Here is a 13,045-nt window from a genome sequence, read left to right as displayed (position 1 = left end):
CATAACGAAAGAAGCCGGATCCATGAAATTCCGGCTTCTTTCGTTAAATGCACTTTCAATTCAGCGGTAAGCTGTAACCAAATGGCTCAGTAAACCTTGGCCAGCAGATGCGGTCTTTCTTTTTCAAGTTTCAGAATCAGCTCTCCGAACAAGGTATTTACCCAGGCAAACCATTTGCGGGTAAATTTGGACTGGTCGTCTTTGTCAAAAGACTCATGCATAAAACCGGTGTGATTATGCGTTGTTTTCAGCAATTTCAGCTGCGCTTCAATTTCCTTGTCGTCCGTTGATGTGATCGCACGCGCAATAATGCCCATCGGCCAGATCTGATTAACCAGAGTATGCGGACTGCCCAGCCCCTCGCCTGCTTTTCCTTTGAAGAAATACGGATTGGAATCACTCAGCACAAACTTTCTGGTATTGACATAGACCGGATCTTTCACCGGCATGGCGCCCAGATATGGCATACTGATCAAGCCCGGAATACCGGCATCGTCCATCAGAAGATAGTTGCCAAATCCGTCCACTTCAAAAGCATAGATTTTACCAAATTCCGGATGCGGATATATGGCGTATTTTTTCAGTGCATTCTCAACTTCCAGCGCCAATGCTTTGAAATCAGCGGCAAGTGCGGCATCCTGGCCGCCTGCGGAACCGCCTGTTTTTTCCAGCAGCTCAGCTACTTCACGAAAAGAAACCACTGCAAAAAAATTGGACGGAACAAAAAACGGATAAATCGCGGCGTCATCCGACGGGCGGAAAGTACTTGCAATCAAGCCGTTCGGCTTAACCGGATTTCCGTATCCGTTTCCGGGAACCGTATCTGTGGACCATGCAGTAACGCGTCCGAACTTGTAAGGACCCGGACCGTCTTTCCGCTGCTGTTCTTTACAGGTTTTCAGGATCAGTCCCATTGCCTTGCGCCAGTCCGCATCAAAAGGCTTCGTATCACCCGTTATTTTCCAGTAATTGTAAGCCAGCCTGATTGTGTAACAAAGTGAATCCAGCTCCCATTTACGTTCATGCAGCATCGGTTTCATTTCTGTAGCATCCTTTGTCCATTCGCTTTCTTTCGGACGGTCATAGAATGCATTGGCGTAAGGATCAATATGGATGCATTTGGTTTGTCTGTTGATCAGCCCGGCCACCATGTCTTTTAGTTTGCTGTCTTCTTTCAGCAGCGGCAAGTACGGCCACACCTGTGCAGTACTGTCGCGAAGCCACATGGCGTCGATATCGCCGGTGATCACGAAAGTATCCGGTTTGCCGTCAATGGGTTTATAATGAACCGTTGTATCGATCGTATTGGGAAAACAGTTTTCAAAAAGCCAGGCCAGCTCCGGATCTTTGATCACCTTTTTCATTCGGGTTATGGTTGCCTCCACAGCCGGACTTGTAAAGCTGCGCTTGTCTGCAGGAATCCGTACAACCGGGAAGTCGGCAGCATTTTTTGCAAATGACCAACGCGAAGCAGCGATTCCGGCAACAGCCAGTGCACCGGTTTTTATGAATGTTCTTCTTTGAAACATGGATTCAGGTAAAAATTTGAATTCTTAAAAAATTTAAAGAAGCAATTTAGGCAAATTTCCTTCACATCCCTTTAAGAAGCACAAACCCTGTATTCCAGCTTTTCGGAAAGAACAGACAAAATCACAAACTCCGGTTTTAAAAGTTTATTTACAATACTTTCCTGACCATATGGAAATAGCGGTGACCCAGAAAATCCTTTTCTCCGGCTACTTCAAAACCCAGCTTTTCATACAGCCTTTTTGCCTGCGGATTTACCTGATCGACAATCAGACCCACACGCTCAAATCCCAATGATGCGGCTTTGTCACACATGGCAAGAATCAGCTTTTTACCAATTCCCTTGCCCTGATGTTCCGGATGAACGTTGACACAATCGATATAAAATTCGCCGGCTTCGGTTTCATCTTCAGGCGAAAACCCAGGGTCTGATTCTCGTAATCTGTCAAGGACCGGCTTTCTCAGTTCATGCAGCTGCACTCCGTCATAGCCTGTTATAGAACCCAATACGCTTGTTTCATCTGTAAAAACCAGCGTATTGGCGTAACTGTACTGGTTATCATCAGCCTTGAAAAAGGCGTGAAAGAAAGGAACTGCATCCGCATCATTTCCAGATCCTGCAAAAATGCCTGCGATATGGCCCATGGCAAGAACAAGTAGCGGTGCCACAGCAGGCGCATCTTCAGGTAAGGCGGAACGTATCATATGAACTAAGTTAAAAGTTATTGATGACAGCATTAATTTCAAGCATTATTTTGCAACTAAAATTCATATTAATTAAAAAAAGATCAAAATACAGTCATTAGTAATCAAAAGACGTAAAGTTTTTAGTATTATTTTGTTTTAAAATTGTATTGTGAATCCTATGTTCATTCGTTGAGGTAAATATCTTGTTATCAGCTTTTTCAAGCCTTTAAACCGAATCCATTAACCAATAATAAATATGTCCCAAAAAATTAATGTTGCTATTGTCGGATTAGGCTTCGGAGCCGAATTTATTCCCATCTATCAGCAGCATCCCAATGCCAATATGTATGCAATATGCCAGCGTACGGAATCCAAGCTGAATGCTGTCGGCGATCAGTATGGAATTGATGTACGCTACACCAGTTATGATGACCTTCTGAATGACCCGAATGTAGATGCTGTACATATCAACTCACCGATCCCGAATCATGCCGAACAAACGCTGAAAGCCCTTCGTGCCGGAAAGCACGTTGCCTGCACGGTACCCATGGCAACAAGCGTGGAAGATTGCATGGAAATTGTAAAAGCGACAAAAGAATCCGGAAAAAAATATATGATGATGGAAACCGTCGTGTATGCGCGGGAATTTCTGTTTGTAAAAGAGTTGTACGAAAAAGGAGAACTTGGCAAAGTCCAGTTCCTGAAAGCAAGCCATCAGCAGGATATGGAAGGCTGGCCGGATTACTGGCCCGGATTGCCGCCGATGCATTATGCCACGCACTGCGTAGGTCCGGTTGCAGGTTTGCTGAAACTGGAAGCGGAGTATGTTTCGTGTTTCGGATCGGGAACGATCAGTGAAGACCTTGCAAAAATCCATAACTCGCCGTTTGCCGTGGAATCCGCACATATTAAATTCAAGGACAGCGATTTATCGGCTTATGTTTACCGTTCACTGTTCGATGTGGCCCGTCAGTACCGCGAAAGCTTTGAGGTTTACGGAAGCAAAAAATCGTTTGAATGGCCATTGATCGAAGGTGAAGATCCTGTAATCCATACGGCCAAAAAGCCGGAACACGAAATTGCAGAACGCGTCACAACGCCTGATTATGCACATTATCTTCCGGAAGAAATACGTCATTTCACCGGCCATGGCGTTTATAACCTGGATGACAATGCGCATTTGTCGTTTGTACAGGGCGGCGGCCACGGCGGTTCGCACCCGCATCTTGCACATGAATTCATCAGTGCATTGATTGAAGACCGCGAACCTTTCCCGAATGCAGCACAATCGGCAAACTGGACGAGCGTGGGTATTCTCGCACATGAATCCGCTTTGCAGGGTGGCGCATTGATTCAGCTTCCGGATTTCAGGAATGTCTGAAATGAAAAATCAGACAAGAAACACCTTTTTGATTTTGAAGAAAACGAAATAACAATCAAATGAAAGCCAGAGCGTTATCCTTTTTACTTGGCATAGTCCTGTTGGGCTGTGCCGTCAAACAAACTTCACAGAACGCCTCGGTTAAAAGCGCGTCCTCGAAGAATGAAACCGTCAGGGCACGTCGTCTTGAAATCCTGTTTATGGGTGACAAAGAAGGTCATCACAAGCCCGCTGAACGTGTTCCGCAAATTATGGCGGCGCTGGGGCCAAAAGGCTTCAACTTCACTTATACCGATAACCTGGATGATCTTAACCCGGAAACATTAGGCAAATACGATGCGCTGATGCTTTTCGCAAACTGGGATTCCATTGCACCAAATCAGGCAAAATCACTGCTTGATTTCGTTGCGAGCGGCAAAGGCTTTATTCCGGTGCACTGTGCATCTTACTGTTTCCGGAACAATCCGGAAGTAGTGAAACTGATGGGCGGCCAGTTCTGGAGACATACATGGGACACGATCCAGCCGGTATGGACCAAGCCTGACCATCCTGCCATTGCGGGTGTAAAACCTTTTAAAACCGTTGATGAAACGTATCTGCACACTTTGCTGGAACCGGACAACATTGTTCTTACCGAACGCACGATCCAGAAAGATCAGGAAAATGACAAGCCCGGACAAACCAAAGAACCTTATACTTGGGTAAGAACGCATGGAAAAGGACGTGTTTTTTATACTGCTTACGGGCATGACGAGCGCACCTGGGCAGTTCAGGGATTTCAGGATCTGCTGGAAAAAGGGATTTTATGGGCTGTTAACGACAACGCCCGCAAATCACTGGCTGCATTGAATCCGAAACCATTTGAATACCGCGAAGCCAAACTTCCCAACTACGAACAGCGTCCAGGCCCTCAGTTGCAGCAATTGCCGCTTTCACCCGAAGAATCTGTCAAGCACATTCAGATTCCGGTCGATTTTACACTGGATGTTTTTGCGCACGAGCCTGACGTTATGCACCCGATTGCCATGACCTGGGATGAAAAAGGAAGGTTGTTTGTACTGATTACAAAAGATTATCCAAACGAGCGCAAAGACACCGGCGGAAGCGATTACATCCTTATTTGTGAAGACACAAACAAGGACGGAAAAGCAGACAAATTCACCAAATTCTCCGATGACCTCAGCATTCCGACCGGACTGGTTTTTGCCAACGGCGGATTAATCGTTTCGCAGGCACCGCATATGCTTTTCCTGCAGGATACAGACGGCGATGACAAAGCGGACGTAAAGAAAATCCTTTTCTCAGGATTCGGAACGGGCGATACACATGCGGGTCCATCCAACTTGCATTACGGATTTGACAACTGGGTTTACGGATCGGTCGGTTATTCCGGTTTTAAAGGAAAAGTAGGCCAAAGCGATTCACTGGATTTCGGACAGGCACTGTTCCGTTTCAAACCGGACGGATCGAATATGGAAATAGTTGCCAAAACATCCAACAACACGTGGGGACTTGGTTTTAATGAAACCGGCGACCTGTTTGGCTCTACGGCAAATAACTCACACGGCTGGTACAGTGCAATCCCGAACCGCTATTTTGGCAACAGCAAAGTAGATAACGGAAGCCGCAGCACCGATACGCATAAAGACATGCAGCCGATTACGCCGAAAGTTCGTCAGGTGGACGTATTTGGCGGATTTACAGCCGCAGCCGGACACAATTTCTATACGGCAAGAGCATTTCCGAAAAGTTACTGGAACCGAGTGGCTTTTGTTTCCGAACCGACCGGACATATTCTGCACCAGAACGTAATGGCCAAAAAAGGTACAGACTTTGAAGATGTGCTGGGATTCAACTTGCTGGCCGGAGCTGACGAATGGGTTTCTCCTGTTTTTGCAGAAGTCGGGCCGGACGGCGCCGTGTGGGTTGCAGACTGGTACAGCTTTATCATTCAGCATAACCCGACGCCAAAAGGATCGGAAAACGGAAAAGGAAATGCATATGAAACCAATTTGCGCGATTATACACATGGCCGTCTTTACCGCATTGCCTGGAAAAACGCACCTGAGTACAAGCCGGTTTCATTAAGCAAAGACCGTCCGGATGAACTGGTTGCTACTTTGAAAAACACCAATATGCTTTGGCGCCGTCACGCACAGCGCCTGCTGGTAGAACGCGGACAAAAAGACGTTGTTTCCAAATTGCTTGATCTGGTTAAAGACAAATCCGTAGATGAAATCGGAATCAATGCGCCGGTGATTCATGCATTGTGGACGCTGCACGGACTGAATGCAATGGAAGATCCGCAGGTTCTTGCAGTGGTTACCGAAGCTTTGAAACACCCTTCCGGTGATGTTCGTAAAACAGCCGTGAAAGTATTGCCCCGTACAGCTTCAACCGGCATTGCATTGCTGACTACGGATGCCTTGCACGACAAAGAGCCGCTGGTGGTGATGAACACACTGCTTGCCTTTTCTGAAATTCCGTTTACACCGGAAATCGAAAATGCCGTTCTTGGCTTGCTTGACAGTTATTCCCAGGCGGATGACCGCTGGATGCCGGATGCATTTGCAGCAATCCTGAATTCGCATAACGGTACTTTACGCGAAAAATATCTGGCACAGCGCATCAGCAAGGCTTCTTCTTCCAATGCTTCCGCACAAAAAACGGAAACAGCCAAAACAATGGATCATTCGGCTATGAACCACGATGCGCATGCTGCCAATAAAGTAACCGTGCAAGGTTCGGCAGATCTGGCCATTACCAACATCACTATTGAACCCGCAACACCTTATGTGCGCGAATATGCGCGGGTAGTTATTGAAATTACCAATCAGGGAAGTGTTGCCGTTCCGAAAGAACTGGTGCCGGTTGTCAATGTCGGAATCAGAAGCCGTTCATTGAATACGAATTACATCAGCCGTCAGCTTTCTAACGGCATTGCGCCCGGCGAAACGGTAAAACTGGTTGAAGGAAACAATGGTCCCTGGAAAACTGCTTTTGGATTTACTTCCGATGAGGCCGGCAAAGTAAGCGTTACAGCTACTGTGGACGTAGACAATGTGGTTCCTGAAAAAGAAGAGAACAAGAACAATACGATGAGCAAATCTTTTGAAGTACGCCGCCTTGACCGCCTTTCAGACTTTGCACTGGAACGTGCTACACGCGGGTATACATCATACGCCAAAGGGGATGAAGTGATTACGCTGCTTACAAAAGCACAGTCGCTTGATCCGCAGGGCCGCAATGCCGTAATGAAAGGAATCCTTGGCGCGTGGAACCCGAAACGCAAGGAAACAGCTTCCGCTGAAACAAAGACTTTGCTTGCATCGGTGAAAAACAATATTCCGGACGACCTGAACAGCAGATACCTTACATTTCTGGAATCATACGGTATAAAAGATGAAACACCGGCTGATCCGAATGTACAGGTTGTGCAGATCAAGGCGATACGTGAAGAAATGAAGTTCAGTCTGACGGAATTCACAGCAGTTGCCGGAAAAACCGTTGAGCTGGTGTTTGAAAACCCGGATGCCATGCAGCATAACGTAGTAGTCGGAAAGCCGAAATCGTACGAGATTATCGGGACGGCTGCCGATAAAATGATTACGGCGAAAGATGGCGCCGAGAAAAATTATGTTCCGAACATACCGCAGGTTCTGGCTGCCACGCCGCTTGTAAATCCGGGACAAACTTTCCGCCTCAAATTCGTAGTTCCGGACCAGACCGGCGATTATCCTTTTGTCTGTACTTTCCCGGGTCACTGGAGACTGATGAAAGGAACCATGAAAGTGGTAAAAGAACAGGCTCTTTTGAGCAAATAATTTTAAAATAAGCAAATTGCTTGTTAATCTTGATCCCGGGTGCACAAATGCGTTGCATCCGGGATTCTTTTTTATCTTCAATTTTTGGTAAATGCATTTCCTGTTCCTATGAAAGTTGTTCAGTTCACCATTCCGGTTTCCAAAGAGAACACCATTGTGGTGCAGGAAAACATTCTGCCGCATTACTACAACCATTTGCACAGGCATCGCGAAGTACAGATCGAATGGGTTGTGGAGGGCTCGGGAATCCTGATTGCCGGAAATTACATGCAGCGTTTCGAAGCGGGCGAGGTTTATATCATAGGCGCCAACCAGTCACATATTTTCAAGAACGACGAGGCTTACTTTGATCCGGAGGAAAAAAAACAGGTTCATTCCGTTTCCATCTTTTTTGATCCGCATCAACTTTCCCAAAATCTGTTCAGCCTGCCTGAAATGGCCGGTATCAGAAAATTTGTGGAAAGCCTGCACAACGGATTTCAGATTCCGGCAGCAGCAAGTGACGCCATCAAAAAGATTATTTTCGAAGTAAGGGAAAACAAAGACAGCCAGCGCGTAGCCGCATTTATTACTTTGATGCACCTGTTTTCGGTCACACGCGACATGAAACCGCTTGCAAGCAGCAACAGCGAACAGCTTATTTCAGAAGTGGAAGGAATCCGTATGGATCAGATTTTCCAGTATCTGGTCACCAATTATAAGCAGCACATTTCATTAACTGAAATCTCGGAAGTAGCCAATCTGACGCCGCAGGCATTTTGCCGGTATTTCAAGAAACATACGGACAAAACCTTTGTCAGTTTCCTGAACGAAGTGCGTGTAAACGAAGCCTGCAAAATCATCCTTTCCGGCCGTTTCGACAGCTTTTCAAACATCAGTTATCAAACGGGTTTTGATAACGTCACCAATTTTAACCGTGTATTCAAAAAAACAATCGGGAAGTCGCCGGGCGAATATTACAAGGAGTTTCGCGACAGACTTGTTTGATTTGCTTTCTTTCTGATTTCAATGCCGGAACTCATGATTTCATTGGCTACGGGATTTGTATTTTGAAACTGTAATGAAGTAAACGGATGCGGTTCAATCCGTAAATCAACAGATCTGCGCAGCTTCATCATGGCAATCTGAAGTTCTAATATATCATCAGAGCTGTCCAGCACTACGGCAATGTCAATATCGCTATCAACGTGATTGGTTCCTTTTGCAAAAGAGCCAAACAAAAATGCCCGCTTTACCGCATATACCTTTTCGATCCGCTTTACATATTCTTCTGCGATCCGAATTGCTTCTCCTTGATCCATAATCGTAATGTTTTGATTTTTTCAAACCATTCTTCCGTGAATTCCAAGTTACACTTAAGATAGAACAATTGCTTGTAGCTATCGTATCGCGTATTTAGATTAAATGTCGTAATAGTATCCATCCAATCCAATTGTTCGGACGTAAATTCGATCTGAGTCAGTTTAGCCAACCTTAGCAGGTCATGTGTAAAAGGTGCATGTGATTTTGTTACATTTACCACGACAGCTTTCAATAATTTCTCCAGAACGATATGTCCAACAAACAATGCCCAGGCATAATCCTCTGATTCAAAAAGGTGCTGCATTGTCTCAAAGTCATTGTCGGATGTTACAATCCAGTGACTGCATGTTTTTTCAATATCCAGATTCTCTTTCATCATGTGTGTTTTGCTCAAACTTACGCAGATATTTTAATTGAGCGCTTTTCCTTTTTATATTACCTCATCAATTTTAGTAGCCGTTAACACTGGCTTTGCTGTTTAACCCACAATTGTATTTTGAAACCAAACAATCATCCCGCCTGGAAAATATGGATCGATACGGGCGGGACTTTTACCGACTGTATTGCGGTTGATCCGACTGGAAACAAGACACGGATTAAAGTTCTGAGTTCAAGTTGTCTGAGAGGCCGGATTATCAGGAAAACAGCGCCCGGAAAATATGAATTTGAGGCGAGCTGGAATTTTGACAATGACCTTTTGGCCGGATATTTCTTTAAAATCAATGCAATTGACATAAGTAGTAAAGTAAAAGTATTTGATCATTCCCGTAAAATCCTGACGCTTGACGACGACCTTTTCATCCCTGAAAACGCCGATTTTGAAATAAGTACCGGAGAAGAAGCGCCGGTTCTGGCGGCGAGGCTGCTTACAAAAACACCTTTGAATGCGGCCTTGCCGGATATGGAAATGCGGCTCGGTACCACAAAAGGCACCAACGCACTACTTGAACGAAAAGGTGCAAAAACTTTACTGATCGTTACAAAAGGATTTAAGGATTTGCTTTACATTGGCAATCAGCAGCGTCCTTCGCTTTTTCAGCTGAACATTCCCGAACCGTCCTTGCTTTATGATACGGTTATCGAAGCAGACGAGCGACTGGATGCAGCCGGGAATGTGGTTATTCCTTTCAGATCAGACCATTGTGATTTACCGGAAAATAACAAAAATTTTCAGTCCGTTGCGATTTCATTGCTGCATTCCTACCAAAATGACGCACATGAAAAAGAGCTGGCTACACAATTGGCGGCAAACGGCAGCAAGTATGTTTCGGCATCTTCTGCTCTTTTTCCTTTTTCCCATTACCTCCGCAGAACGCAAACGGCCGTTGTCAATGCCTACCTTGATCCGATTCTGGATCAATACCTGAACAACATTAAAAAAGCACTGCAAACAGGCAGCCTGAAAGTAATGACCAGTACGGGCAGCCTGTCGGAAGTAGCTGGCTTTCATGCCAAAGACAGTCTGCTGAGCGGGCCGGCCGGCGGCATGGTGGCTGCGGCAAATACGGCAAAAAGGCTGGGTTTTGACAAAGCAATTACCTTTGATATGGGCGGAACGAGCACGGATACGGCTTTAATTGACGGCCAGCCCGAGTTGAAATACGTTACTGAAATTGACGGTATTGAATTTCATAATCCCACGCTGGCCATTGAGACCGTTGCGGCGGGAGGCGGTTCCATTTGCTGGTTTGATGGCTTCTCGCTTCAGGTTGGCCCGGAAAGTGCAGGCGCTTCGCCCGGGCCGGCATGTTACGGAGCCGGCGGCCCGCTCACTGTTACGGATATCAACCTGTTATCCGGCAAGCTGGATGCCTCCAGATTCGGTATTCCGGTGCGGCCAGAAGCAGCCGTTGCAGAACTGGAAAAGCTGAAAAACGCCATTCTTGAAAGAACAGGAAATGCATTGACAACTAACGTTTTAATTAGCGGCTTCGAACGCATCGCCAATGAGAAAATGGCCGATGCCATCCGCAGGATTTCCGTTGAAAAAGGCATTGATCCTGCTGACTTCGCATTGATCACATTTGGTGGTGCCGGCGGCCTGCATAGCTGTCAGCTGGCCGGGCTGCTTGACATGGAAACGGTTGTAATTCCATACGATGCCGGACTTTTCAGTGCAGTGGGCATGGGTGAAGCGCTGGTCAGCAACATTGTTTCCAGACAAATCCTGCTTCCGTGGCGGGAGGCGGGAAACAGCATTGAAGCCTGGAAAAATGAGCTGATTGAATCCGCTGCAAGTCAATTGAAAGTTCAAGGCATTCATGCATTTGACATTGCTTTCTGTTCTGTATACCTGCGTTTTGCCGGACAGGAAAATACCGTAGAAGTGGCTTACGATGGCGAAAATACAGTGCATGCTTTTAAAAAAGTTTACACTGCTCAGTTTGGCTATTACCCTGAAAATCTGAACATTGAACTGGAAAGTCTGAAACTGATGCTGCGCGAAAAGGCAGAAACGCCCGAAGTCCTGAACCGTATAGAAACCGGCAAACCCGCTACGCCCATCAGGAAAGTGCCGCCCTTGCTTGCAACGCAAACCGCCAATTCGGCTGACTTGTACGAATGGGACAAGTTAAATACTGGTGAACAAATTTCCGGACCGGCTGTTTTGCTCAGTAATACTTCCACTTCCTACATTCCAGTCGGCTGGAAACTTGTTGTGCAGGAAAACAAAGATGCCATTGCGTTCCGAATTTCAGATGAAAAAGCATTTTCCGACGAACAAAGCGAAGAAGTTGCTTTACAGCTATTTACCAACCGGTTTAAAGCGATTGCAGAAGAAATGGGCGTTCAGCTGCAACGTACGGCGTTTTCGGTGAATGTAAAAGAACGGCTGGATTTTTCATGTGCGCTTCTTGATGCCGAAGGTGAACTGCTCGTTAATGCACAACATATTCCCGTGCATCTGGGAAGTATGGGCATATGCGGCAGACTTGTAAAAGAAGCGATCGAGATTGGTCCCGGCGACGTCGTTATCACCAATCATCCCCGTTATGGCGGCTCGCATTTACCTGATATTACGTTATTATCGGGTGTCTTTACGGCTGAAAACGAATGTATCGGCTATGTGATCAACCGTGCGCACCATGCTGAAATCGGAGGAAAAACGCCGGGTTCCATGCCGCCGGATGCCGTTTGTCTGGCTGAGGAAGGGATTGTGATTTTGCCGCAGTATCTGGTAAAAAACAATGCATTTCAATGGGAAACGATCCGCAGGCTTTTTAACGAAGGTCCCTATCCTACCCGTTCGTTCTTGTCCAATGAAGCGGATATCCTGGCTGCATTGTCAGCGTTGCGGAAAGGCAGTGCGCAATTGCTTAAACTTGTGGATTTGCACGGCTTGGCGCAGGTAAAAAAATACATGCAGCGTCTGAAGGAAAGTGCCGTAATCCAGTTGAAACAAGCGCTTGTCCCACTTTCCGGACAAACATTTCATGCAACGGAATTTCTGGATGACGGGCATAAAATACAGGTCAGCATTTCCATTTCAGAAGAAAAACAGCTTTTTGATTTTACCGGAACATCGAGTGTTCACCCGAATAATCTTAATGCCAATATTTCGATTTTGTACAGTGCTGTTTTGTATGTTTTACGACTTTTGGTCGACAAGGAGATTCCGCTTAACGACGGATTGATGAAGCATGTGGAGATCAAATTGTCGGAAAACAGCTTTCTGCACCCTGATTTTACAGATGATCCGCTGCAATGTCCTGCCGTTGTAGGCGGCAACACGGAAGTAAGTCAGCGGCTTGTGGACACACTTCTGAAGGCATTTGGCCTGGCAGCATGCAGCCAGGGAACGATGAACAATTTCCTTTTTGGCAATGAACAGTTCGGTTATTACGAAACAATCGGCGGTGGCTCGGGAGCCGGACCCGGTTTTCACGGAAGATCGGCGGTGCACCAGCATATGACCAACACGCGCATCACCGATCCTGAACAGCTGGAACGTAAATGTCCCGTTCGCTTGCTGGAATTTGGCATTCGTCGAAATTCAGGTGGGAATGGAAGATATAACGGCGGTGACGGCATGATCCGGAAAGTGCAGTTTTTAAAGCCTTTGCAGGTGACGTTACTTGGGCAGCATCGTAAATATGCACCTTATGGCATGCATGGAGGAGATGACGGACAATGTGGCAAGCATATGCTTTTCACCAAGGCGAATGTTACGGAACTGCCGGGCATCTGTAATTTTTCTGTTGACAAGGGCGATATTCTGATGATCGAAACGCCGGGTGGTGGCGGATACGGTGAATAAGGGCGTGCATGGATTATATATCGTACCTACGGCACGAAAACAATCTGCATGGATATCATATTTCTA

8 protein-coding genes are annotated in these 13,045 nt (G+C 46.3%); 4 read left to right on the top strand and 4 right to left on the bottom strand.

Annotation, left to right across the window (positions count from 1 at the left end; translation table 11 throughout):
* Positions 1-86 precede the first annotated feature (86 nt).
* The gene (locus tag FEM55_RS17645) at positions 87-1,529 is read right to left on the bottom strand and encodes a glycoside hydrolase family 125 protein (RefSeq protein WP_138282724.1); all 1,443 of its coding nucleotides are present in this window, start codon (positions 1,527-1,529) and stop codon (positions 87-89) included.
* 148 nt (positions 1,530-1,677) lie between these two features.
* Positions 1,678-2,232 (bottom strand): GNAT family N-acetyltransferase, encoded by a 555-nt coding sequence (locus FEM55_RS17640; RefSeq protein ID WP_171036601.1) that lies wholly within the window; start codon positions 2,230-2,232, stop codon positions 1,678-1,680.
* Positions 2,233-2,470: 238 nt separating this feature from the next.
* Between FEM55_RS17640 and FEM55_RS17635 the strand changes: the two genes are divergently transcribed.
* The 3 genes from FEM55_RS17635 to FEM55_RS17625 all read left to right on the top strand — a co-directional run bounded on the left by FEM55_RS17635 (position 2,471) and on the right by FEM55_RS17625 (position 8,406).
* A complete protein-coding gene (locus FEM55_RS17635; RefSeq protein WP_138282722.1) occupies positions 2,471-3,595 on the top strand; it encodes a Gfo/Idh/MocA family protein in 1,125 nt (374 codons plus the stop codon).
* Positions 3,596-3,654: 59 nt separating this feature from the next.
* Entirely contained in the window at positions 3,655-7,419 is a 3,765-nt protein-coding gene (locus FEM55_RS17630) for a PVC-type heme-binding CxxCH protein (protein ID WP_138282721.1), read from the top strand.
* A gap of 108 nt (positions 7,420-7,527) precedes the next feature.
* Positions 7,528-8,406, top strand: a complete 879-nt coding sequence (locus tag FEM55_RS17625) for an AraC family transcriptional regulator (protein WP_138282720.1) — start codon at positions 7,528-7,530, stop codon at positions 8,404-8,406.
* Here FEM55_RS17625 and FEM55_RS17620 read toward each other — a convergent pair.
* Together FEM55_RS17620 and FEM55_RS25415 are read right to left on the bottom strand one after the other, a co-directional pair.
* A complete protein-coding gene (locus FEM55_RS17620; protein ID WP_138282719.1) occupies positions 8,376-8,720 on the bottom strand; it encodes a nucleotidyltransferase domain-containing protein in 345 nt (114 codons plus the stop codon). The genes FEM55_RS17625 and FEM55_RS17620 overlap by 31 nt on opposite strands.
* A complete protein-coding gene (locus FEM55_RS25415; protein ID WP_374756482.1) occupies positions 8,678-9,025 on the bottom strand; it encodes a HEPN domain-containing protein in 348 nt (115 codons plus the stop codon). The genes FEM55_RS17620 and FEM55_RS25415 overlap by 43 nt, the downstream gene beginning before the upstream one ends.
* A 192-nt stretch (positions 9,026-9,217) precedes the next feature.
* On the opposite strand from FEM55_RS25415, the gene FEM55_RS17610 reads away from it, so the two are divergent.
* Entirely contained in the window at positions 9,218-12,979 is a 3,762-nt protein-coding gene (locus tag FEM55_RS17610; RefSeq protein ID WP_138282717.1) for a hydantoinase B/oxoprolinase family protein, read from the top strand.
* Positions 12,980-13,045 lie beyond the last annotated feature (66 nt).

The organism is Dyadobacter sediminis (genome assembly GCF_005860765.1).
Classification (GTDB): domain Bacteria; phylum Bacteroidota; class Bacteroidia; order Cytophagales; family Spirosomataceae; genus Dyadobacter; species Dyadobacter sediminis.
This window is presented reverse-complemented; position numbering and strand designations above follow the sequence as displayed.

Bases quoted from the DNA above. Each gene is read 5' to 3' on its own strand.
- FEM55_RS17630 (WP_138282721.1), top strand. From the start codon at position 3,655: ATGAAAGCCAGAGCGTTATCCTTTTTACTTGGCATAGTCCTGTTGGGC.
- FEM55_RS17645 (WP_138282724.1), bottom strand. From the start codon at position 1,529: ATGTTTCAAAGAAGAACATTCATAAAAACCGGTGCACTGGCTGTTGCC.
- FEM55_RS17635 (WP_138282722.1), top strand. From the start codon at position 2,471: ATGTCCCAAAAAATTAATGTTGCTATTGTCGGATTAGGCTTCGGAGCC.
- FEM55_RS17620 (WP_138282719.1), bottom strand. From the start codon at position 8,720: ATGGATCAAGGAGAAGCAATTCGGATCGCAGAAGAATATGTAAAGCGG.
- FEM55_RS17640 (WP_171036601.1), bottom strand. From the start codon at position 2,232: ATGATACGTTCCGCCTTACCTGAAGATGCGCCTGCTGTGGCACCGCTA.
- FEM55_RS17625 (WP_138282720.1), top strand. From the start codon at position 7,528: ATGAAAGTTGTTCAGTTCACCATTCCGGTTTCCAAAGAGAACACCATT.
- FEM55_RS25415 (WP_374756482.1), bottom strand. From the start codon at position 9,025: ATGCAGCACCTTTTTGAATCAGAGGATTATGCCTGGGCATTGTTTGTT.